Here is a 22895-nt window from a genome sequence, read left to right as displayed (position 1 = left end):
GCCGGTATGTACCTGAGTTCGGCCAACGTCTCCGAACGTGCCACGGCGGCCCCGCTGCTTGCCATCTCCACCGTCATCTTCGCCCTGCGCCCGAGCGAGTCCTCGGGCCGGCCCACGCTGTGGATTCCGCTGGTCCGCCGGATCCGTGAGCCGTACAAGGGTCTGTGGGCCCTCCCCGGCGGACCCCTGGCGCACAACGAATCGCTCCAGGATGCGGCGTCGCGGAACCTGCAGGAGACCACTGGCCTGGCCCCGAGCTACGTGGAGCAGCTGTACGCATTCGGCGGCCTGCACCGTTCGCCTTCTCAGCGCGTGGTGTCGATCGTCTACTGGGCCTTGGTGCAGCCCACCGAAGCGGCCCTCGCCGACGAATCGGAGAACGTGAAGTGGTTCCGCGCGGACAAGGTAGGCGAGCTCGCTTTCGACCACAACGCCATTGTGGACTACGCGCTCCGGCGGCTGCGGAACAAGCTGGCCTACGGCTCGGTGGCCTACCACTTCCTGGGCGAATACTTCACCCTTGCCCAGGTCCGCGAAGTTTACGAAGCCGTCCTCGACACCCGGCTGGACCCGGCGAATTTCCGCCGCCAGCTCAAATCCACGCCGGAGATCGAAGAGACCGGCGAATACCTCCAGGGCGGCAAACACCGGCCGCCACGCCTCTACCGCTTCACCGGCCGCCCCGGCCTCGACCCCGATAACAGGAGCACACCATGAGCAGCGTCAACACAGCCATCCAGCTGATCACGCGCGAGCAGGCCGACGCCGCAGCAGGTGCCGCCCGCCGCACCGCCGCAGGCGCAGGCACAGGCATAGGCACAGGTACAGCCACGGCTACCTGCAGCCCTGCCTTGGCCAAGGGCCCATGGGAATACGACCTTGCCGAGGCGCTCGCCGGTGCTCCGGCCTACGGCCCCGGTGCCTCCAGCGCGGACGTTGCCCCCGCCGCAACCCCCCGGCAGGGCCAACTGCCGGAGGAGTACAAACTGGCCAGTGACGCCGAGCTTGACGTCCGCATTCGCGCCGCCAAGGAAAAGCTCGGCGACCGTGCAGTGGTCCTGGGCCACTTCTACCAGCGCGACGAGGTCATCCAATACGCAGACTTCGTGGGTGACTCCTTCCAGCTCGCGAACGCCGCGCTCACCAGGCCCGACGCGGAGGCCATCATCTTCTGCGGCGTGCACTTCATGGCCGAGACTGCGGACATCCTTTCCACGCCGGAGCAGGCCGTCATCCTCCCCAACCTCGCCGCCGGGTGTTCCATGGCGGACATGGCGGACACGGACTCTGTGGAGGAGTGCTGGGAACAGCTGGAGGAGATCTTCGGTACCGAGGCCGACGCCGAAGGGCGGGTTCCGGTCATTCCGGTCACCTACATGAATTCCTCCGCAGCCCTGAAGGCTTTCTGCGGCCGCAACGGCGGGATCGTCTGCACCTCCTCCAACGCGAAGCTGGTTTTGGAATGGGCCTTCGAACGGGGTCAGCGGGTCCTGTTCTTCCCTGACCAGCACCTGGGCCGCAACACGGCCAAGGCCATGGGCGTGCCGCTGGAGCAGATGCCCATGTGGAACCCGCGCAAGGAACTCGGCGGCAACGACGAACAGGCCCTGCTGAACTCCCGCGTCATCCTGTGGCACGGCTTCTGCTCGGTCCACAAGCGCTTCAACGTGGGCCAGATCGAGAAGGCACGCGCAGAGTTCCCGGGCGTGAACGTGATTGTGCACCCCGAGTGCCCCATGGAGGTGGTGGACGCCGCCGATTCGGCCGGTTCCACCGACTTCATTAAGAAGGCCATCGCCGCGGCCACCGAACCCACCACGTTCGCTGTCGGCACGGAGATCAACATGGTCAACCGCCTCGCCGCCGAATATCCGCAGCACACCATTTTCTGCCTGGACCCCGTCATCTGCCCCTGCTCCACGATGTACCGGATCCACCCGGGCTACCTCGCCTGGGTGCTGGAGGAGTTCGTGGAAGGGCGAATCGTCAACCGCATCACCGTTGACGATGCCGTCCAGAACAACGCCAAAATTGCGCTCGAGCGTATGCTCGCCGCCCGCCCCCTGTAGTCCGCCGCATCACCGGAAACCGAATCGAGCCTGCCATGACAGCAGAGAAGCAGACCCCGCGGCCGCGCCCCCGGCGGCTGATCGTCGTGGGGAGCGGCATCGCCGGACTGTACGCCGCGCTGCTTGCCGCAGAGGCCGGCGCGGAAGTGGTGCTCCTGACCAAGGCGGCGCTCGCGGACAGCAACACCTTTTACGCCCAGGGCGGCATCTCCGCCGTCCTGGACGAGCCGGCGCCCGGGGATACCGTGGCCGCGCACATCGCGGACACGCTCAAGGCCGGGTCCGGCCACTGCAATGAAGCGGCCGTCCGCGTACTCTGCACCGAGGCCCGCTTCGACATTGCCGGGCTGCAGCGCTTCGGCGTGCTTTTTGACCTGGACGACGACGGCGACCCCGCGCTGGGCCTCGAAGCGGCCCATTCCGCGCCGCGCATCCTGCACGCCGGCGGTGACGCCACCGGGGCGCGCGTGGCCCGGGCGCTGATCCGCTCCGTCCTGGCGGCCGGGACCGCGGGGAGAATCCAGGTCATCGGGGGCGCGCAGGTGACGTCGCTGCTGCAGGGGGCGGGCCGTGTGCGGGGAGTCAACTTCCTCCATGACGGGAAGGAACTGGCAGTCCATGGCGACGCCGTCCTCCTGGCCACCGGCGGAGCGGGCCGGCTGTTCGCCCAGACCACCAATCCCGCCGTGGCCACCGCCGACGGACTGGCGCTTGCCTGGCGTGCCGGGGCCGCCGTGGCAGACCTGGAGTTCTTTCAGTTCCACCCCACATGCATGGTCCCGCCCGCCGTCGGCGGAACGGACAGCCACGGAGCAGGAACCACCAGCGACCCCCTCCTGATCTCCGAAGCCGTCCGCGGCGAAGGCGCCATCCTGGTCGACGCCAACGGCGAACGGTTTATGCCCGCGTACCACCCCGACGCCGAACTCGCCCCGCGGGACGTAGTCTCCCGCAGCATCGCCCTGCACCTCGCCGCACTCGGCGACCCCAACGGCCACGTGTTCCTCGACGCGCGCGCCATCGAGGCCCGGCGCGGCGAAGGCTTCCTCGCGAGGCGCTTCCCCACCCTCAGTGCCCGGACGCGCGAGGCCGGCATCGACTGGACCCGCGAGCCCGTGCCCGTGGCACCGGCCGCCCACTACTGGATGGGCGGAGTGGTCACCGACCTCCACGGCCGGACCTCGGTACCCGGGCTGCTGGCTGCGGGCGAAGTTGCCTGCACCGGGGTTCAGGGCGCTAATAGGTTGGCCAGCAACTCTTTGCTTGAGGGACTTGTCTTTGGGCGCCGGGCGGTTGAAGGGTTCCTCAGTGACCTACCGCCGCGGGACACCGATGCTCCGCGTGCTGTCTCGGCCGCGGGCGGCCTCCCCTTGACGCACGCTTCCGCACCGCTGTCCGGCGACGTTGCGGGGGAAGCCCAGACAACAACGGCGCCTCCGAAACTTCCGGAACTGCCGGTGATGTTCAATGACGCGTCAGCGTCGGGTCCTTGGCGGTTTGAGACTGTTCCGGCACCTGGGCCGGTTGAGACGTCGTTTGCGGCCGGGGAGTTTTCTCGTGGAGACCTCCGGCGGCTGATGACTGCCCATGCCGGGGTGATCCGGGACGGGGCGTTGTTGCGGGAGGCGTCGGCTGTGCTGGGGGCCTGGGCTGCCGATGTTGTTCCTTTGCAGGCACCCGACTCGCTCGATGCCCGGGAGCATGAGGATGCCAATCTTTTGTTGGCCGCCCAGCTGTTGGTGCACGCGGCGCGGGAGCGGCGGGGGTCCCTCGGCGCACATTACCGCCGGGACAGCGGGACAGCAGAGGCCGCCGTCGAACCTTTTGACCAGCGTTACACCATGAGCCGGAAAGCGAGCCTCGTCCAATGACCAGCCTGACCCTCCCCGCAGCACCCGTCCGGGACATCCTGGAACGGGCGTTTGCCGAGGACGCGCCCAGTGGCGACATCACCTCCCAGCTGCTGATCCCGGCCGAGGCCCGCGCCACCGCCGTCCTCAACGCCCGGGTCCCCGGCGTGTTCAGCGGCGGAACCGTGTTCCGCGACGCCATGCAGCTGGTTGACCCGGACACGGACGTGGAGCTGCTGCTCGCGGACGGTGAAGCGTTCGACGCCGGCACGCACCTGGCGCGCGTCACCGGCAGCGCCCGCTCCGTCCTCCTCGCCGAACGCGTCGCGCTCAACCTGGTCCAGCGCATGAGCGCCATCGCCACCAAGACGGCCGAGTTCGTGGAACGTGTGGGCGGAACCAAGGCGCGGATCACGGACACCCGCAAGACCACCCCCGGACTGCGCGTCCTGGAACGGTATGCCGTGCGCTGCGGCGGGGGAGCGAACCACCGCTACAGCCTCTCCGACGCAGTCCTCGCCAAGGACAACCACCTCGCTGTCATGACCGGGGGAGACCCTGCCAAGCTGACCGGCCTGCTGGCCGCGGCCAAAGCCCAGCTGGGGCACACCACGCACTTTGAGGTGGAGGTGGACAGCGCCGAGCAGATCGAACCGGTGCTGGCCGCCGGGGTGGACACCATCATGCTGGACAACTTCACCATCGACGAACTCCGGGCCGGAGTGAAGCAGGTGGACGGGAGAGCCATCGTGGAGGCCAGCGGCAACGTGAACCTGGGAACCGTCGCGGAGATAGCCGGCGCGGGTGTGGACGTCATCTCCATCGGCGGCCTGACCCACAGCGTCGCCGCCCTGGACCTCGGCCTGGACGTTGAACTTAGGGCCGGCTGACCCGGCCATGATCTTCCTCGACGCCGCCGCCACCACACCCCTCCGCCGTGAGGTACTGGACGCCATGTGGCCGTACCTGAGCGGCGAGTTCGGCAATCCTTCAAGCCACCACACCCTGGGCGAGGCCGCGGCCACGGCGCTCGCGGACGCCCGCGCTGCGGTGGCCAGGGTGCTCGGCTGCCGCCCCGGCGAGGTCACCTTCACCTCCGGCGGCACGGAAGCGGACAACCTGGCCGTCAAGGGGATCGCACTCGCCCGGCAGGCTGCGGATTCCACGCTCAACCGGGTGGCGATCAGCGCCGTCGAACATCCCGCCGTGGAGGAGTCGGCGCGGTACCTGGAACGGTTCCACGGCTTCACCGTGGACGTGGTTCCGGTGGACGGCACCGGGCGGGTGACGCCCCGGGCGCTCGCCGCCGTGCTCCGGCCGGAGACTGCGCTGGTCAGCATCATGTACGCCAACAACGAGGTAGGCACCATCCAGCCGGTTGCGGAACTGGCTGACCTGGCGCGCGCCCAGGGCATTCCCTTCCACACCGACGCCGTCCAGGCCGCCGGGTGGCTGCCCTTGGATGTCAAGGCGCTCGGTGTGGACGCCCTCAGCATTTCCGGCCACAAACTGGGGGCACCCAAAGGCTGCGGTGTCCTGTACGTCCGCGGCCGGAACCGGATCGAGCCGCTGCTCCACGGCGGCGGCCAGGAACGCGGCCGGCGGTCCGGGACGGAGAACGTGGCCGGTGCCGTTGGCCTGGCCACAGCGCTGACCCTGGCACAGTCCACCCAGCTGCAAACGGCACAAGACGTGACGGCGTTACGGGACGTTTTCATCCGGGATGTCCTCGGCTCCGTTCCCGGAGCTGTCCTCACCGGGCACCCCACGGAGCGGTTGCCGTCGGTGGCCTCGTTCTGTTTCCCTGGGACCAGCGGCGAATCGGTGCTGTTGGAACTGGAGCGGCAGGGCGTGGTGTGTTCCAGCGGCTCAGCGTGTGCGGCGGGTTCGGACGCGCCTTCACCGGTCCTGATCGCAATGGGCTACGAGCCGGAGGTGGCGCAGACGGCGGTGCGGTTCAGCTTCACGGCCTCGGTGACCGCCGAGGAACTGGCAGCCGCCGCCGAAGCCGTGGGTGCCGCCGTCGGAAGCGTCCGGACCCTCGGCCGCCGTTAATCTCCCGCCTTCCCAACTAGGTAGCGCCAACAGTCGTTTTGACCCCTCAAAACGACAGTTCGCGCTACCTAGTTGGGAGAAGGAGGGTCAGATGTGGCGGGCGCGGCGGAAGATCCAGTGCCGCAGCAGGGTGAACCGCACGGCCGTGGCAACAAAGCCGGACAGGGTGGTGGTCCAGAGTTCGTCGCCGACCGTGGCCCCCGGATGCACCGCATGCAGGACCCCCAGGCTTCCTCCGGTGATGACCAGCGCGATGGCAATGAGGATCAGCCCGTTCAGGTGGTCCTGCGCCCGCTTCCGGCTGGACGTGATCTTGAAAGTCAGGCGGCGGTTCAGAGCCGTGTTCATGACCGATGTCACGATCAGTGCGGCCGCGTTGGCGAGCTGGGGGTCAATCCACTGCCGCAACAGCGCATAAAGCGCCAGCGAGGATGCAGTGCAGATGACGCCCACACCGGTGAAGCGGATGAGCTGCCGCACGGCCGGGAACCTGAAGATTCCGGGGTAGTGCCTGGTGGCCGGCGCCCGGCGGGTGGGCTGCTGCGTCAGCTGGGCGACAGGCGCAGCAGGGGATTCCATGGGTCAAGCCTGACACATCAGGCCCGTGCTTCCTCCCAGGACGCAGCTTTGACGGGGTTGGCGAGTTCGCCGATGCCCTCCACCCGGCACACCACGGTGTCGCCCGGCTGGATCCGCGCACATTCCGCGGGGAAGCCGGTGAGGACCAGATCTCCTGCATGCAGGGTCATGAACGAGCTGAGGTAGACCAGGATTTCGTCCACGTTCCAGCCGAGGTCGGCACTGCTGGCCGGCTTGAGTTCCGTGCCGTTGTGGACAATGCCGATGGCGAGGTCCGTGTCGTCGAGTCCGGTGACAATCCACGGGCCAACGGGGGTGAAAGTGTCCTGGCTCTTGGCGCTGATCCACAGTTCGTCCGACTTCTGCAGGTCCCGTGCGGAGACATCGTTGCCTATGGTGAAGCCCAGGACGGCGCTTCGGGCGGTTTCCAGCGTCAGCCCGCGAACGGTTCGGCCCATGACCACGGTCAGTTCGGCCTCCGGGTCCACGTAACCGACGGCGGAGCCCAGTTCAATGGCCTCGCCCGGACCGATGACGCTGGTGGCGGCCTTGTGGAAGGCCTGTGGCGGAAGGTCACGCCCGGCCTGGCCCGTGTTGTGCGCCATGCCCAGCACGTTGGCAGGGACGGACGGCGCCAGGAAGGTGAAGGAGTCCTGGTCCACTGCAGTGCCGGTCTCCCAGCCGGGCCGCGCCGGGCTGCCGGCGTTTGCCGGGGATGCCGGGAAGGGGGATTCCACCACGGTCCAGGACCGGCCCGCCGGCGAATCGAAATCGCGGGCATCGTTGGCCACAAAGAAATGTTCCACTGCTGTGGCGGGGGAGAGCGGGCGGACGCGGGCAAGGCGGCGGAAGGTGCTGGAAGTCATGCAGACATCCTACGTCCTCTGTGAAACGTCCGACGGCGGCCCTACCCGCGGGTGCGCGGCTCTCCGGCAGGCGGCTGTCCGGCAGGAAACTGCCCGGCCGGCGGTTCAGTACAGTTCGCCCACCGGGATCTCCACGGCAAGGCGGTTGGACGGGCCGGGCAGCGGGCAGGCCCAGGCATCGTTGTACGCGCATGACGGGTTATAGGCGAAGTTGAAGTCCAGGACGAACTCTGCGCCGGGCCCGGAACCGTGCACGCCATGGAAGGCGCCCTTGATGGTATCCAGCAGGTATCTTCCGGCGCCGTAGGTGCCGCCGGGCTGGCCGGCAGTGGCGTCCCGGAACGGCACGAAGATGCCGCCGCCGTACCCATGGAGCTTCCACACTCCGAGCTGGCCCAGCTCGGGAAGGTCAAAGGTGCCCAGCCGGATAAACCGGATCACACCGTCGGTGGTGGTCTCGGCGGTCATCTCCCGCCCGGCCCCTTCCGGAGTCAGCGGCACATAGAAGCGGTACACAGGATCGTAATCGGCCGTCTTCAGGCCGGAAAACTGTTCCTTGGCCTCAGGTGTGAGGGCGGACGCCGGGTGCGTCCCGAACATGCGGTCGCGTTCATGGCGCCACAGCGAATGGGCCTCGGCGGGGTCATCGGCGGCGATTCTGCGCACGGTCTCGTACAGGGCGAACGTCCGGAGCCGCCAATCCGCTATGTCGAGGGCAGAGATCTCCGCCTGGCCCGCTTCATCTGTGCCGTAATGCTCATCCCTCATGCTCCCCACCCTAGCCCTTTGGCTGGGGGGAGGGGCCGACGGCGACACGAGGCTCCTGTTCTCCGGTCCGCTTTTACCTGCCGATAGGCTGGCGGGATGAGGAGCAGGGCGACATTCTGGGGATTTCGGGCGGCGGCGTTACTGATGGCCGGGACCCTGGCTGCCGGATGCAGTGCCCCCGGCGGCGGCAGCAGCCCGGCGTGGACGGCGCAGCCGGGCACGTCCTCCGGGGCCGCCCCGGGCAACCCGGGCACTCAGGGCAGTACGGGAACGCAGGGCACTCCATCGGCGTCGAGGCCGGTCGCCGGGAGCGGTTCGCCCACCGCGACGCCTGGCCCGGCCGCCACGGCAAGCGCGTGGAAGACCTTTACCGACCCCGGCCGGACCGTCAGTTTTGACCTGCCCGAAGAATGGATCGCCCAGTCCGTCACCCCCGAGGACGGGACCCTTCCCGGCGCGCTGAAAATCGAGGTGAAAAAACAGGACGGCACCTTCATGGCGGCCCTGCGGACCGGACTGCCGCCGTCGGAGGTTTTGTGCCCGGACAGCGGGAAGAAACCCTATGTGGTCATCAGCAGCGTGCCGGTGGCCCTGCCCGGCCTTACCGGCGAAGGCACCATCGCGCCGCACGCCGTGTACCGCGTGATCCAGGGCTACCGGTACTTCGGCTCGTACGGCATCACCAACATCGTGGGCGGGGCGGACGGTCAGGCCTGCGAACTGCGCAACGTGGTCCGCGGCACGGCGGGCAAAGGGGACTATTCGTTCGGTGACGTGATAGCCCTGAAACCCTTTGCCCCCGATGAAAAGGTGGCTCCCGCCAAGGCCTTTGACACCCTTGACCAGGCCGCCAAGTACGTCAACGAGGGGACGGACTTCGCGAACGTGCAGCGGATGCTAATGTCTCTGGAGATCAAAAACTAGCCCCGCCGCCGGCGCCATCACCGCCGGGCCGGAGCGGCTGTTCTGCACCTACCTCATACCCCGGAGATACATGGAACGCACCGTTGCCGCACGCATGGTTTTTAAGACCGTGGCTGACACCAAGGTGGCTCTGGCCATTGCCGTAGCCAGGAACCCCGGCTACACCTCGTTTGACGAATCGCTCACGGTCACGGCCGGCGGGTCTGCGGTCCCGTTCCACGAACTGGCCGACTATCACGGCGGACGCCTGCACTACATGGAGTTTGCCGACCCGGCCGAAGTGACGGTTGACTACTCGGCGACGGTGGCGGGCAGGGCGGAGCCGGAAGAGTCAACCCTGGCGGAGCTCATCCGGTATGTCCGGCCGAGCCGCTATGCGGAGTCCGACCGGCTCCTGCCCACCGCCTACGCGGAATTCGGCGGCCTGCACGGGGAGGAACTGCTTCAGTCCGTCCGGAACTGGGTCTACGGAGAATTGAGGTACATCAGTGGTTCGTCCCGGGGGACCGACGGCGCCGTGGAAACGCTCCTGCACCGCCGGGGGGTGTGCCGCGACTTCGCGCACCTGGCGATCGCGCTGCTCCGTTCGAAGGACATCCCGGCACGGCTCGCGGCCGTGTACGCGCCAGGCCTGGCGCCGATGGATTTTCATGCCGTGGCAGAGGGCCACATCAATGGCGCCTGGCATGTCATCGACCCCACGGGGCTGGCCCCGCGGGAGTCGATGCTGCGGATCACGGCAGGCCGCGACTCCTCGGACACGGCATTCCTGTCCACCGTGGGCGGCCGGCTGACCCTGAACGAGCTCCGCGTCACCGCGGTGGTCAACGGCCAACTGCCCGTTGAGGATCCGGCCAGGCTGCTGGTCCTGGGCTAACGCGTTCCCCAAACCGCGGCGGCTCACTTGACGGGTTTGGCTGCCACGGATTGGCGGAGCTTGTCCGTCAGCCGCTGAAGCTCTTTCTGCTCCGCCGCCGTCAGGGCGGGTCCCACCAGGTCGGAGATGTCCCGCACGTGTTCGCGGCCGATCTCCTTCTGCAGGGCCGCCCCCTCCTCCGTGAGCTTGAGCAGCACGCCCCGGCCGTCGTCGGGTGCGGGCATCCGGTCCACAAGGCCGCGCTTTTCCAGCCGCTCCACCAGCCTGCTGAGGCTTGACTGGCTCAGCAGGACATGGTGGTTAAGCTCATTGAGGCGTAGCCACCCGGAGGGGCACCGGGAGAGCGTGAACAGGACGTCGTACTCGTTGATGGCCACATCGCGGAACGCTTTTCCGGCCTGGAGCCGGCGCATCACCGCAACCTGTGCCCGGAACAGGGACTCCCAGGTTTCCGCGGCGAGGCGGCTCGGAGCTTCCTTCCCTTCGGCAGCCATCACGCCTCCGAGGGTGCTGTTTCGCTGGCCCGGGATGCCATGAGTGCAGCAACGCGGCCGGCGTGGGTGGGCGGTTCCGGAACGTGGGCCGGCGTCTTCTCGGCGTATTCCCTGCGCAGCACCGGCAGGACTTCCTCGCCGAACAGGTCCAGCTGCTCCAGCACGGTCTTCAGCGGCAGGCCTGCGTGGTCGATCAGGAAGAGCTGGCGCTGGTAGTCGCCGAAGTACTCGCGGAACGACAGGGTCTTTTCGATGACCTCCTGCGGGCTGCCCACGGTGAGGGGGGTCTGTGAGGTGAAGTCTTCCATCGAGGGGCCGTGGCCGTAGACGGGGGCGTTGTCGAAGTAGGGGCGGAATTCCTTGACGGCGTCCTGGGAGTTCTTGCGCATGAAGAACTGGCCGCCGAGGCCCACGATTGCCTGATCGGCCTTGCCGTGGCCGTAGTGCTCGTAGCGCTCACGGTAGAGGCCGATCAGCTGCTGGTAGTGCTCCTTGGGCCAGAAGATGTTGTTCGCGAAGAAGCCGTCGCCGTAATAGGCGGCCACTTCGGCGATCTGCGGCGTGCGGATGGAGCCGTGCCAGACGAAAGGCGCGACGCCGTCGAGGGGACGCGGGGTGGAGGTGAAGTTCTGCAGCGGGGTGCGGAACTTACCGGACCAGTTGACGGTGTCCTCATCCCAGAGCCGGCGCAGCAGGCTGTAGTTCTCGATGGCCAGTTCCACGCCGTCCTGGATGTTCTTGCCGAACCACGGGTAGACGGGGGCGGTGTTGCCGCGGCCCAGCACCAGGTCCACGCGGCCGTCGGCCAGGTGCTGCAGCATGGCAAAGTCTTCGGCGATCTTGACCGGATCGTTGGTGGTGATCAGCGTGGTGGCCGTCGAAAGGGTGATCCGCTCAGTCTGCGCGGCGATGTACGCCAGTGTGGTGGTGGGCGAGGAGGAGAAGAACGGGCGGTTGTGGTGCTCGCCGATGGCGTAGACATCCATGCCGATTTCTTCGACCTTCTTGGCGATCGCCACGGACGCCTTGATGCGGTCGTTCTCCGTGGGCGTCCGGCCGGTTGTGGGGTCAGTGGTGATGTCACTGACGCTGAATACGCCGATTTGCATGATTGGCCTTCCGTTCCTGGACTTCTCTGGGGTTGCTTCCACTATACCCTGATTTTCATGCGTTTGCATGTATCGACAGGTATAACGCAGCACGGAACGGAATATTCCCTTTTTATTCGGGGTTCCCCGCGGCGGCGCGGCGGCCGCTGACCTTGGGGGTCATGCCGGTGGTCCAGTCGCTGAATTCCGCATCGACGTCGTCCGGCGCCGCAAACTCAGGGCGCTCCTGCATGGCGCGCAGCAGCGATTTGCGTTCCCGCCGGCCCTCCACCAGACGGTACAGAACCGGCACCAGGACCAGGGTCAGTGCAGTGGAGGAGACCAGTCCGCCAATGACCACCACCGCCAGGGGCTGGGAGATGAAACCGCCGCCCCCGGTGAGTCCCAGGGCCATCGGCGTCAACGCGAACACGGTGGCGAGGGCGGTCATCAGGATGGGGCGGAGGCGCTGCCGCGCGCCGTGCGTGATGGCGTCCGCCACCGTCATTCCGGGCAGGCCGTTCCGTGGCTTCCGGTACTGGTTGATGAGGTCGATGAGCACGATCGCATTGGTGACGACGATTCCCACCAGCATCAGCATGCCGATCAGCGAGGGCAGGCCCAGCGGGACACCGGTGGCCAGCAGCAGCGCAACGGCTCCGGTGGCGGCAAAGGGAACCGAGACCAGCAGGATCAGCGGCTGGACCAGGGACTTGAAGGTGGCCACCATGATGACGTACACGATGGCGATGGCCGCGAGCAGCGCCAGGCCCAGCTGCCGGAACGATTCGGCCTGCTGCGTGGTGGCGCCGCCGAGCTCCGCCGTCACACCGGCGGGCAGGCTGACCGCCGCGAGGCGCTTCTGCACCTCCGCGTTCACCGCGCCAAGGTTGGAGCCCGACGGCGTGACGGAGACTTTCGCGGTCCGCTGGCCGTTGCTTGAGGTGATGGAGACGGGCACGTCCACCTGCTCCACGCTGGCGATGCTGCCCAGCGTCACGGGGCCGGCTGCCGCCGGCAGGGGGATGCTGCGCACCGCGTCGATGCTGGTGAACCGGGTGCCCTTGCCGATCTGGACGGGGAAGTCGTTGGTGTCGATCCGTACCGTGCCGGCCGGGACAGGGCTGATGGTGGCGGCCAGGACGCCGGCCACCTGCTGCTCGTTAAGGCCCGCGGCCACCGTTTTGGCGCGGTCCACCTTGACCTGGACCACCGGCTGGCTGGCTGCCAGGTTGGTGCTCACTTCGCTGGTCTCCGGGACACCGTTCATGGCTTCCACCACGGCGTCGCTGGCGGTGCGGAGGTCCGCGGAGGTAGCGGCCTTGATGGTGATGTCCACCGTGGAGGATGTGCCGAAGCCACCTTGCTGGGAGCCGACGGTGACTTTTCCGGCTCCGGCCACGTCGGCCAGTTTGGTGCGTACCGTGGCCTGGAGCTTTGCCTGGTTCACTTTCTCGTCGGTCACCACGGTGAACGTGGAGTTGGAGGAGCCGGAGGAGGTGAGCGCGGCGAAGCCTGCCTGGGCATTGCCGGATGTGACCTGGACGTTCTTGACGCCGTCGATGCCGCGAAGGACTTCCTCAACCCTTACCGCAGCGGAGCTGGTTTCGGCCAGGCTTGTTCCCGCCGGCATCACCTGCCGGACCGTCATGCTGTTCTGGCCGGAATCGCCGAGGAGGTTGGTGGCCAGGAGCGGGGTCATCGCCCCCGTCCCGCCGAGCACCAGGAGGGCCGCCACGAGAGTCCACACGGGATGTTTCTGGGTCTTGCCCAGAATTGGCAGGTATGCGCGCTGGAGCGGGCTCCTCTCTTCCGACTCGTGTGCCTTGGCCCGGGCCGCGGCCGCAGCCTCACGGGCGGCAGCGGACCCGGGCGCGGCAACAGCCGGGCTCTTCAGGAACCAGTAGGCCAGGACCGGGACGATCGTCAGCGAGACCAGCAGCGATGCCAGCAGCGCCATGGTGACTGTCAGCGCGAAGGGCCGGAACAGTTCGCCGGCGAGTTCGCCCACAAAAGCGATCGGCAGGAAGACGGCCACGGTGGTCAGGGTGGAGGCGGTAATGGCGCCGGCCACTTCGCGGATCGCGGTGAGGATCGCGGCCACTTTCTCCTCGCCGTAGCTGAGGTGGCGCTTGATGTTCTCGATCACCACGATGGAGTCATCCACCACACGGCCGATCGCGATGGTGAGGCCGCCCAAAGTCAGAATATTCAGCGAATAGCCCGTCGCCGAGAGGCCGATGAAGGTCACCAGAAGCGACAGGGGAATGGATACCGCTGTCACCAGGGTGGAGCGTGTGGACATCAGGAACACCAGGATGACCGCCACCGCGAAGCCCAGCCCGAGCAGGCCTTCGGTGGTGAGGTCCTTGATGGACTTTTCGATGAACGGGGCCTGGTCGAAGACGGGGGTGAACTTGGCGTTGGATCCCAGTTCAGCCTCAAGCCCGGCCAGCGAATCGTTCACGGCGTGGGAGATCCCCACGGTGTCGCCTTCAGGCTTCTTGGTGACCGAAACCGCGAGGGTTTCCTGGCCGTTGGTGCGGGTAATGGACGTGCGCTCATTGTCCTTGAGGCTGACGTCCGCGACCGTGCCGATGGTGGCGCCGTTTTTGGCACCGCCGAGGGGCAGCGCCTTGATGGCGTCCAGGGAGTCCACCGGGCTGCCGATCTGGAGGGACAGGGTTTTGCCCTGTTCCTCGATGGTGCCGGCCGGGATCAGCGATCCGTTGTTGCTCAGCGCGTTTCGGATTGATTCCATGGTGGCGCCGCTGGCCGCCATCGCCTCGGGCCGCGGCAGGACCTCGATGTGCTGGGTGGCGCCGCCCGTCACGTCGGCGCCCCGGACGCCGTCGATTTTCTGCAGCCGGGGAACGGAGAGCCGCTGGAGATCGGAGTTCAGCTCGCTCAGCGGCTTGTCCGAGGACACGGCCAGGAACACGATGGGGAAGTCGCTGATGCTGCCCGCGAAAGCCTGCGGCTGCACATCCGCCGGCAGGGAACGCTTGGCGTTGGAAATGGCACGGTCGATCTGGTTCCGGGCCCGGTCAAGATTTGTCCCGTACGTGAAGACCAAAGTGATCTGGGATGAGCCGTTGCGCGAGGTGGAGGAGGTTGACTCCAGACCCTCCACACCGTTCAAAGCGGTCTCCAGCGGCGCGCTGACCTGCTTGTCTACCACTTCCGGGGACGCGCCGGGCATGGGCGTCAGAACCGTGATCTGCGGAAACTCGATGGAAGGGATGAGTTCCTGTTTCAGCGATGACATGGTGATCACGCCGAACACCGATGCGAACACGGTGATCAGCGCGATCAGTGCCCGGTTTGCCAGGGAAAGTTGTGCCAGCCGGAACATCGCTTGGTCTCCTGTGGGATTGACGAACTGCTGGGACCGGACCTGCCCGCCAGGCCGGCGATGCGTCAGGGGTGCGCGGGAACGCTTTCCAACTGCAGAGCCTTCGCTGTTGCCGCTTCGAGCTCGGCTGCCAGGTCCGGGTGCTCGTCAAGCTGCACGCCGTAGCCGGGCATCATGTCCTTCAGCTTGCCCTGCCAGCCCTTGAAGCTCTTCGGGAAGGCTTTCTGCAGCAGTTCGATCATGATGGGCACGGCAGTGGACGCTCCGGGTGACGCACCCAGGAGCGCTCCGATCGAGCCATCGCGGCCGGCGATCACTTCAGTGCCGAACTGCAGCACGCCGCCCTTCTTCGGATCCTTCTTGATGATCTGTACACGCTGGCCGGCGGTGATCAGTTCCCAGTCGCCGTCCTTGGCCTCGGGGTAGTACTCGCGCAGCGCCTCCACCTTGTCGCCATGGCGCTTGGCCACCTCTTTAATGAGGTACGCCGTGAGGTCCATGTTGTCCTTGGCCACGGCAAGCATCGGAATGATGTTGCTGGGGCGGATGGACAGCGGCAGGTCCAGGTAGGAGCCGTTCTTCAGGAAGTTCGTGGAGAAGCCGGCGTACGGGCCGAACAGGAGTGAACGCTTGCCGTTGACGTAGCGTGTGTCCAGGTGCGGCACGGACATGGGCGGGGCGCCCACGGAGGCCTGGCCGTAAACCTTGGCGCTGTGCTGGGCGGCGAGCTTCTCGTCGGTGCAGCGGAAGAACTGGCCGGACACGGGGAATCCGCCGTACCCCTTGCTCTCCGGAATTCCGGAGGCCTGCAGCAGGTGCAGTGCGCCGCCGCCCGCGCCGACGAACACAAACTTGGCATGGATCTTCCCATGCTCGCCGGAAGCGGGGTATTTCAGCGCAAGGTCCCAGCCGCCGTCGGACGCTTTGGTAATGCCGGTGACCTCGTGGCCGTAGTTGACCTCGACGCCGTTGTTGCCCAGGTAGGTGGTCAGCTCGCGGGTCAGCGCGCCGAAGTCCACGTCCGTGCCCTCAGCGGCCCGGGTGGCGGCGATCTGCTGCTTGGGGTCGCGGCCCTTGACGATCAGCGGAGCCCATTTGGCGATCTGGGCGTGGTCCTCGGAATACTCCATGCTCCGGAACAGCGTGTGGGGCTTGAGCGCCTCGTACCGGGTCTTGAGGAACTTGGTGTTGTTCTCGCCGATCACAAAACTCATGTGCGGGACCGTGTTGATGAAGCCCTTGGGAGAGCCGATCAGCCGTTCCTGCACCAAGTGGGACCAGAACTGGCGGGAGAGCTGGAACTGTTCGTTGATCAGCAGCGCCTTGGCGGGATTCACCGAGCCGTCCTTGGCCGCGGGGGAGTAGTTAAGCTCGCACAGTGCGGCGTGGCCGGTCCCGGCGTTGTTCCAGGGGTCGGAGCTTTCCAAGCCCGGCTGGTCCAGACGCTCAAACAGGGAGATGGTCCAGTTCGGCTCGAGCTGCTTGATGAACGCCCCGAGGGTGGCGCTCATGATGCCGCCGCCAATCAGTACGACGTCGGCATGTTGGGTCTTTGATATGAAGGTCACAATCAGTCTCCGATAGCAGCGGCTCTGGCTGTCACAGAATATCCCTGCCCGGCCCGCATACTGAAATTGGGCCCGGCCGTCAAGGCTTTAGCTGCACCTTCGTGAAAACTTCACTTAGTACGGGCGATGCCGGGTAGCTGCTGACGCGGTCCGAGAGGGCCAGGGCGGAAATGGGGAAGGCGATGGGAACGGCCGGGACGGTGGCCGCGATTTGGGCATTGATGGTGTGATATTGCTCGTCCCGCTCCTTGCCGGCGGGCAGCCCTCGGGCCCGGTTGATCTTGGAGAAGACCTGCGGGTCGTGGTAGCCGAACTCACCGTTCTTCTCACCGAACAGCGGGCCTACGAAGTTTTCGGCGTCCGAATAGGAGCCGTTCCAGCCGAGCAGGTGAAGCGCGTGGTCGCCCGGCGACTGGACCTTCTGGAGGTATCCGTCCGCCCAGTCCACCGGAACCGGCTTGATGTTAAACCCGACGGCGGTCAGCTGCCTGCTGAGTTCCGCGTAGATCTTCTCCGGGGTGGGAAGGTAAGGACGGGTGGCGTTCAGCGGGTAGTAGAACCGGAGCTCTTCCCCGGCGTAGCCGGCTTCGGCGAGGTAGGCCTTTGCCTTGACGGGGTCGTGGCCCAGTTCCGGGGCTTCGTTATTGAAGCCGCTGATCTTGGGCGGGACAAACTGGGTGGCCTTGGCCGTGTTGTCGATAAAGAACTTGCGGATCAGCGTGTCTTTGTCGATCGCCAGTTCAACCGCCTGGCGGATCTTCAGGTTTTGCAGGATCGGGACTTCCTGGTTCATGCCCAGGTACATCACCGAGAACGGGTCGCGCTGGACAATCTGCATGCCCCGTTTGACGAGCTGATCAAAGTTCCCCACCGTGACGGCGTCGTACCCGTCAATTTTGCCGTCCAGCAGGGCCTGAAGCCGGGTCTGCGGGTGGTCGTAGGTCACAAAATTGATGGTGGCGATCTGCCCGCGTTCACCCCAGTAGCCCTTGTGGCTGACCAGGCGGACGCTGGTGTCGTCCCAGGCTGCCAGGCTGTACGGCCCGGTCCCTACGGGATTGGTGGCGAAGGCCGAAACGGGGTTGCTGTGCCTGGTCTGGTTGAGCACGTCCGCTGTGCCTAAGGCCAGGGCTGCGGGGGAGGCGATGGCGAACGCCGGCAGCGTCAGGGCTTGGAGGAACGCCGTGAACGGCTGGGTAAGGTCGATCCGGACGGTGTCCGGGGCCTCGGCGGTGCAGCTCTTGAAAATGGAGAGGGCTGCTTCGTCCGAATGCGCCTTGAAGACGCTCTTGAAAGTAATGCCCGGCGCCTTGGCACGCAGTTCCGGGGAAAAGGCGAACCAGCGGTTGAAGTTCTGGCACACAGCATCGGCATTGAACGGGGTGCCGTCCTGGAACAAAACATCCGTGCGGAGCTTGAACGTGTAGCTGCGGCCTCCGTTTGAGTCGGTCCATTCGGTGGCCAGCAACGGGGTGGGCTTGCCGGTGGTCTGGTCAACTCCCACCAGGCCCTCCATGATCTGCCTGGTGATCCGGTAGCTTTCCACATCGCTTGAGAGCGCCGGGTCCAGTCCCAAGGGCTGGGACGCCGTGCCGAACGTGAATGTTTCGGTGGGTTCCGCAGCCGGGGCGGAGGCATCAGGCGACGTGGACGACGGCGACGGCGAGGGGGTGCCGGTACAGGCCGTCAGGCCTAACGCCATAAAAACGGCGCTGGTCTTGAGGACCGTCCGCCGCGATGTACTGCTGGGCACTCGTCTATCACCTCTGGGCTGTTTCTGGCCGGCGCCGCCAAGTGCGGGCCAGGGACACAGTCTAATTGACGTGGCTTGATGCTCCCGGGAGCCCCCTTAACGCCCGCACGGCGGCCCAATACCGCCGGCAAGGCGGCGGCCCGTTCCTCCCGGATCGGACCGCCGCCTGTTGCCGCCGTGATGCGGGCTACTTGGGCATCAGCACCGAATCAATCAGGTAGACGGTGGCGTTCTTGGTCTTGACGCCGCCGCAGATGACGTTGGCGCCGTCCACCTGGAGCGCATTCCCGCTGCCGGTCACGGTGACAGAACCGCCCTGGACCGTGGCGTGGGTGCCCGCGATCTTGTCAGGGGTGATCTGGCCCGGGACCACGTGGTAGGTCAGGATCTTGCTCAGCAGGGCGTCGTCGGTCTTGAGGGTCTCGATGGTTGCCGGGTCAATCTTGGCGAAGGCGTCATCCACCGGTGCGAAGACCGTGAACTCGCCGCCGTTGAGCGTGTCCACCAGGTTGACTTTGGGGTTGAGCTTGCCGGAGACGGCAGCCGTGAGCGTGGTCAGGATGGGGTTGTTCGAGGCGGCGACGGCTACCGGGTCAAGGGCCATGCCGGCAACTGAGCCTGCGCCGGTGGGGACCTTCTCCGCGTAGCCGGCGCAGCCCGGGCCCACCAGGTTGGCGGCCGGATCCATGGCGGCGGCGCTGGCCGACTTCGACGGTGACGGTGCCATGCTGGACGGAGCCATGCTGGACGTCGACGGGGCAGCGGACGGGGCGGTGGAGCTCGATGCCGTGGTGCTTGAGCCTCCGCAGGCGGTAAGGCTCAGCAGGGCTGCAGCTGCAACGCCTGCGACGGTGAAGGTTGTGCGCTTAAGTGACTGCATTTCGGTTCTCCTTGATATTTGGTTTCTGCCGATTTCTTGCCTGCCGCAGGCATGTCGCCTGCCGCGTGACCTGTTCCGACTGTCGGGCACCTGCCCTTGGCTGGTGTCTCACGGGGTATTCGGACGGAGTTCCGGAATGGATGGGTGGATCGGAAAAGACTTCTCTGAGCGGGGCAGCTTTTGGCGGTCATGAGCTTAAATGCAAAGTTCCCGGGCCGTGGGGCCCGGGAACTGTGTCTGTGTGCGCAAGGGGGGACTTGAACCCCCACGCCCGAAGGCACAGGAACCTAAATCCTGCGTGTCTGCCAATTTCACCACTCGCGCGTGGCAGCCGACGTTGTGTCCCGCTCCGGCCAGCGTGCTGGACCGGTAGCAAAACGCACGACGGCGGATGCCAGCTTCCATTGTAGCCTCGGCCGGGTGCCCGTTCTGTCAGTCCGGGTGCCGCGGCGTCGTGGCGGAAGGTCTCCCCCTACGCGTCGAGGTTGAGGTCGCGGCGCAGTTTGGCCACGTGCCCGGTGGCCCGCACGTTGTATTGCGCCAGTGCCACCTTGCCGTCCGGATCAACCACAATCGTGGAGCGGATCAGTCCCTCGTAGGTCCGGCCGTAGTTCTTCTTTTCACCCCATGCCCCGTAGGCCTCGGCCACAGCATGGTCCTGGTCTGACAGCAGCGGAAAACTCAGTTCTTCCTTGGCGGCAAACGCGGCGAGCTTTTCCACTGGGTCGGGGGAGACGCCCAGGACGCGGTACCCGGCCGCGGTGAAGGAGGCCAGATTGTCGCGGAAGTCGCATGCCTCTTTAGTACAGCCGGGGGTAGCGGCCGCCGGGTAGAAGTAGACGATGGTGTTTGCGCCACGGCCCGACGCCAGGCTGACGTCCTGACCCGACGAATCCTTAAGCGTGAAGTCAGGCGCCATGGCACCGGTTATGAGTCTTTCAGCCAATGTTGATCTCCTTGTTACGGGCGGGACATTCCACCCTAGTAAGCGTCCGGAATCGATGGTAACCAGGCTTAGCTATACTTGCAGGTATGCCTGACATGGATCGCTGGCCCACTGGGCGCTTATTATCCACTGCGGCGCGCCTTGTGGAGCACTCGTGGAACGAGAAGCTCGGCGCCATCGGACTGACGCATGCCGGCGTCATTGCCATTGAAGTGCTCGCAGCCCAAGGGCCCATGACGCAGGCCCAGCTCGCCCAGTTCGTCCGGGTACAGGCGCAGACCATGGGAAAGACGCTCACGCGCCTGGAGGCGCACGGCCACATTGCACGCGTGCGCAGCACTTCGGACCGGCGCAGCCAGGTTGTGTCCCTGACGGACAGCGGCCGGGAGGCGGCGGTTGCCGCCGTCGAGATGGAGCGGTCGGTGCTGGCCGCGGCCACTATCGATCCTGATCTTCTTCGGCGCGAACTCCAGGCTGTTGTCCGCGAACTTGCCAGCCAGTTCTCCTCACCGGCTGCCCGTGCCCTCGTGGACGGCGCCCCGCTAGGTTAGAGCCCGCACCTCGTTTCTGAATTATCTTGCGGGTTGAGCGTTGCCTCCTCATAGTTGGTTACCGCGGCGGCCAACGCGGTGGGCCTGCATCTCAGGGTCACCGATGACTGAGGATTTGCGCCGCCTTAAATTTGTGCGCAGCGCCAACGTCTACAAGGCCGGCAGGCTGGCCGGCCACCTGGAGAGGACTGAGCAGGGGAGTGTTGCCTTCTCCTACGCCACCGACTACCTCGTTTCGAGCGGCCCTCCCGTCAGCACCACCCTGCCCCTCGCCGCCGAGCCTGTGGAAACGGGCAGCGGGGCGCTGCCTGCCTTCTTCTCAGGGCTCCTGCCCGAGGGGCACCGGCTCACCGTGCCGAAGAACGCTGTGAAGACCAGCCTGGGCGACGAGCTCAGCCTGCTACTGGCAGTCGGTGCCGACGTTCCAGGCCAAAGCAAGCGCCTCCATGCTGACCACTCCGCTTGCCCTGGCCAACCGCCGCTACCTGCTTAAGCTGGACCCGCCGCGGCATGCTCACCTGGTCATTAATGAAGCGGCGCACCTCACGGCGGCGAAGGCGCTCAAGATACCTGTCGCCAGGCACAGCGTCGTCACTGACCGGAACGGGCGTGCTGGCGTTGGCCGGCCTATGCAAGGCCCGGGCCGTGGCCAGCAGGAATCTCTACCTGCAGTTCCACTTCGCCTGGCTGACGGGAAACGGTGACCTGCACGCCAAGAACGCGGCGGTGCTGGAGGGTCGGCGCGGCGGCTGGGTGGTAGCCCCATGTATGCCCATCACCGGGTCACCCTTGAACCGCGCTATCCGGGAGCTGCGGCACCGCCGGGCACAGATGAACGTCTAGCAGGAGCTCAGTTTCAGACCAGCGTTCGAGCGGGGACCAGTGTGCGGTATCGGCGGGAGGAACTTTCGGGCAAAGCGAAACCCCGCCTTCTGGCTTGTGGCCATGAAGACGGGGTTTCCGTGGTGCACCCCCCGGGACTTGAACCCGGAACCCATTGATTAAGAGTCAATTGCTCTGCCAATTGAGCTAGAGGTGCATCTCTTTGCGGTGATCTCCGTGGCTTTTTCTTTCCCGGTTGATCTCCGCAACGACATGAAACTCTACACGAACTTCCGGTGCATGTGAAATCGACGGAGCGCGGTGTGGGGATGTCAGGCCGGCGGCGCCAGAACCAGCACAAAATCAGGGTTTTGGTTGTTGCTGAGCAGCCAAAATCCGCCCTCGGGGGTCCGGATGACATCCCGGATCCGGCCATACTCCCCTGTGAAATGGGACACAGGTGCGCCCGCATCCTCACCGCTCAGGGCAACGGTCCACAGCCGCTGTCCGCGGAGGGCGCCCAGATATGCGGTGGAGCCGGCGATTTCCAGCCCGCTGGGTGAAGAATCCGCCGTCGAAGGCCAGACGACCTTGGCATCCAGGTACTCCTTGCGATGCGGCGCACCGGTCACGGCCGGCCACCCGTAATTCCCGCCAGGCAGGATGAGGTTCAGCTCGTCATTGACGTCGGGGCCGAATTCGCTGGCCCACAGCCGCCCTTCGCTGTCCCAGGCCAGTCCCTGGACGTTCCGGTGCCCGAGGCTGTATACCGCGTTGCCGAACGGGTTGCCGGGGGCGGGCTTGCCGTCCGTGGTGATCCTGAGGATCTTGCCGCCGAGCGCGTTGGGGTCCTGGGGCTGCTCCCGGCGCTGCGAATCACCCGTGCCAACATACAAGTACCCGTCGGGGCCGAACCGGATTCTGCCGCCGTTGTGGGTTGTTGCTTTGGGGATGCCGGTGAAAACAATCTCCGGATCACCAAAGGCCAACGACCCGCCGGGTTTTTCTGTCAGTTTGGTCCTGGCGATCCGGTTGTCCTGCGGCGAGGTGTAGTAGAGGTACAGGTAGCCGTCGGAGGCAAAGGCGGGGGGGAGGGCAAGGCCGAGGAGTCCACCTTCGCCGGCAGGGCTGACTCCCGGGACCCGGCCGATGGTGGTGGCGTGGTCGTCCTTTACGGCCTTGAGCAGCGCAGTTTCACGCTCAGAAATGACGGCCGTGCCGTTCGGCAGGAATACGGCGGCCCAGGGAATCTCGAGCTGCAGGTCGAGGCGTTTGAGGACCGCCGGGGCGGCAGCAGCGCCCGTGGCGTGGCCGCCCTGGCCGCCCGCCGACGCGGAGGCCGTGCCGGTGGGCTTACTGCCGCCTGTCGGGGTGCCGTTTCCGTTCCCGGTGCATCCGGACAGCAGCAGTGCGGCGCACAGCGCCATCGCGCCGGAACGGAACCCGGCGG

Annotated in this window: 21 protein-coding genes and 2 tRNA genes; 10 read left to right on the top strand and 13 right to left on the bottom strand. The window is 66.3% G+C overall.

Translation table 11 applies throughout. The annotated features are described in order from the left end of the window. Positions 1-6 precede the first annotated feature (6 nt). The 5 genes from SBP01_RS11900 to SBP01_RS11880 are packed head-to-tail and all read left to right on the top strand — an operon-like array spanning position 7 to position 5974. Positions 7-717, top strand: a complete 711-nt coding sequence (locus SBP01_RS11900) for an NUDIX hydrolase (RefSeq protein ID WP_275214411.1) — start codon at positions 7-9, stop codon at positions 715-717. Beyond that, positions 714-2069 (top strand): quinolinate synthase NadA, encoded by a 1356-nt coding sequence (gene nadA / locus SBP01_RS11895; RefSeq protein ID WP_320535917.1) that lies wholly within the window; start codon positions 714-716, stop codon positions 2067-2069. Before SBP01_RS11900 ends, nadA begins: the two co-directional genes overlap by 4 nt. A gap of 35 nt (positions 2070-2104) precedes the next feature. Next, entirely contained in the window at positions 2105-3940 is a 1836-nt protein-coding gene (gene nadB, locus SBP01_RS11890; protein WP_320535916.1) for an L-aspartate oxidase, read from the top strand. Continuing rightward, a complete protein-coding gene (gene nadC / locus SBP01_RS11885) occupies positions 3937-4809 on the top strand; it encodes a carboxylating nicotinate-nucleotide diphosphorylase (RefSeq protein WP_320535915.1) in 873 nt (290 codons plus the stop codon). Before nadB ends, nadC begins: the two co-directional genes overlap by 4 nt. 7 nt (positions 4810-4816) lie before the next feature. Further along, positions 4817-5974 carry a cysteine desulfurase family protein gene (locus tag SBP01_RS11880; RefSeq protein WP_320535914.1) on the top strand — a complete coding sequence of 386 codons (1158 nt, stop codon included), beginning with the start codon at positions 4817-4819 and terminating at the stop codon, positions 5972-5974. Positions 5975-6061: 87 nt separating this feature from the next. Here SBP01_RS11880 and SBP01_RS11875 read toward each other — a convergent pair whose 3' ends face one another. From SBP01_RS11875 to SBP01_RS11865, 3 genes are all read right to left on the bottom strand, one after another. After that, on the bottom strand, positions 6062-6553 hold the full coding sequence (locus SBP01_RS11875; RefSeq protein ID WP_275214416.1) for a GtrA family protein: 492 nt from the start codon (positions 6551-6553) through the stop codon (positions 6062-6064). A 17-nt stretch (positions 6554-6570) separates the two neighbouring features. Next, positions 6571-7419, bottom strand: coding sequence for a fumarylacetoacetate hydrolase family protein (locus tag SBP01_RS11870; RefSeq protein ID WP_320535913.1), 849 nt, complete (start codon positions 7417-7419; stop codon positions 6571-6573). A 105-nt stretch (positions 7420-7524) separates the two neighbouring features. After that, positions 7525-8187 carry a DUF1684 domain-containing protein gene (locus tag SBP01_RS11865; protein ID WP_275214418.1) on the bottom strand — a complete coding sequence of 221 codons (663 nt, stop codon included), beginning with the start codon at positions 8185-8187 and terminating at the stop codon, positions 7525-7527. Positions 8188-8283: 96 nt separating this feature from the next. On the opposite strand from SBP01_RS11865, the gene SBP01_RS11860 reads away from it, so the two are divergent. Then, entirely contained in the window at positions 8284-9111 is an 828-nt protein-coding gene (locus SBP01_RS11860) for a hypothetical protein (RefSeq protein WP_320535912.1), read from the top strand. 70 nt (positions 9112-9181) lie between these two features. Beyond that, entirely contained in the window at positions 9182-9988 is an 807-nt protein-coding gene (locus tag SBP01_RS11855) for a transglutaminase family protein (protein ID WP_320535911.1), read from the top strand. A gap of 23 nt (positions 9989-10011) precedes the next feature. Here the strand turns inward: SBP01_RS11855 and SBP01_RS11850 are convergent, their stop codons facing one another. The 8 genes from SBP01_RS11850 to bcp all read right to left on the bottom strand — a co-directional run bounded on the left by SBP01_RS11850 (position 10012) and on the right by bcp (position 20072). Then, on the bottom strand, positions 10012-10482 hold the full coding sequence (locus tag SBP01_RS11850; protein ID WP_275214421.1) for a MarR family winged helix-turn-helix transcriptional regulator: 471 nt from the start codon (positions 10480-10482) through the stop codon (positions 10012-10014). Then, positions 10482-11591: an LLM class flavin-dependent oxidoreductase gene (locus SBP01_RS11845; RefSeq protein ID WP_320535910.1), complete on the bottom strand. Its 1110-nt coding sequence runs from the start codon at positions 11589-11591 to the stop codon at positions 10482-10484. The genes SBP01_RS11850 and SBP01_RS11845 overlap by 1 nt, the downstream gene beginning before the upstream one ends. Before the next feature lie 112 nt (positions 11592-11703). Continuing rightward, positions 11704-14925, bottom strand: a complete 3222-nt coding sequence (locus SBP01_RS11840; protein WP_320535909.1) for an efflux RND transporter permease subunit — start codon at positions 14923-14925, stop codon at positions 11704-11706. A 65-nt stretch (positions 14926-14990) separates the two neighbouring features. Then, positions 14991-16493 carry a malate:quinone oxidoreductase gene (locus SBP01_RS11835; protein WP_275214424.1) on the bottom strand — a complete coding sequence of 501 codons (1503 nt, stop codon included), beginning with the start codon at positions 16491-16493 and terminating at the stop codon, positions 14991-14993. Between the two features lie 79 nt (positions 16494-16572). Next, the gene (locus SBP01_RS11830; RefSeq protein ID WP_414004220.1) at positions 16573-18246 is read right to left on the bottom strand and encodes an ABC transporter substrate-binding protein; all 1674 of its coding nucleotides are present in this window, start codon (positions 18244-18246) and stop codon (positions 16573-16575) included. Between the two features lie 187 nt (positions 18247-18433). Next, complete coding sequence (locus tag SBP01_RS11825; RefSeq protein ID WP_275214425.1) at positions 18434-19126, bottom strand: fasciclin domain-containing protein; 693 nt, start codon at positions 19124-19126, stop codon at positions 18434-18436. 242 nt (positions 19127-19368) lie between these two features. Continuing rightward, positions 19369-19450 (bottom strand) — tRNA-Leu (locus tag SBP01_RS11820). A 148-nt stretch (positions 19451-19598) separates the two neighbouring features. Beyond that, positions 19599-20072, bottom strand: coding sequence for a thioredoxin-dependent thiol peroxidase (bcp, locus tag SBP01_RS11815; protein ID WP_275214426.1), 474 nt, complete (start codon positions 20070-20072; stop codon positions 19599-19601). A gap of 95 nt (positions 20073-20167) precedes the next feature. Here bcp and SBP01_RS11810 point away from each other — a divergent pair, with 95 nt between their 5' ends. The 3 genes from SBP01_RS11810 (at position 20168) to SBP01_RS11800 (ending at position 21466) form a co-directional block, all read left to right on the top strand. Further along, entirely contained in the window at positions 20168-20623 is a 456-nt protein-coding gene (locus SBP01_RS11810; protein ID WP_275214469.1) for a MarR family winged helix-turn-helix transcriptional regulator, read from the top strand. Positions 20624-20726: 103 nt separating this feature from the next. Next, positions 20727-21116, top strand: coding sequence for a HipA N-terminal domain-containing protein (locus SBP01_RS11805; protein WP_320535908.1), 390 nt, complete (start codon positions 20727-20729; stop codon positions 21114-21116). Between the two features lie 152 nt (positions 21117-21268). After that, positions 21269-21466 carry a hypothetical protein gene (locus SBP01_RS11800; protein ID WP_320535907.1) on the top strand — a complete coding sequence of 66 codons (198 nt, stop codon included), beginning with the start codon at positions 21269-21271 and terminating at the stop codon, positions 21464-21466. 120 nt (positions 21467-21586) lie between these two features. Here the strand turns inward: SBP01_RS11800 and SBP01_RS11795 are convergent. Next, positions 21587-21662: transfer RNA gene (locus SBP01_RS11795), tRNA-Lys, on the bottom strand. 115 nt (positions 21663-21777) lie between these two features. After that, complete coding sequence (locus SBP01_RS11790; protein WP_414004298.1) at positions 21778-22872, bottom strand: PQQ-dependent sugar dehydrogenase; 1095 nt, start codon at positions 22870-22872, stop codon at positions 21778-21780. Positions 22873-22895 lie beyond the last annotated feature (23 nt).

The sequence above is a fragment of the Pseudarthrobacter sp. IC2-21 genome (assembly GCF_034048115.1).
In the GTDB taxonomy this organism is placed as follows: domain Bacteria; phylum Actinomycetota; class Actinomycetes; order Actinomycetales; family Micrococcaceae; genus Arthrobacter; species Arthrobacter naphthalenicus.
The sequence above is the reverse complement of the archived record's forward strand: the minus strand, read 5'-3'. Positions and strand labels throughout refer to the sequence as shown.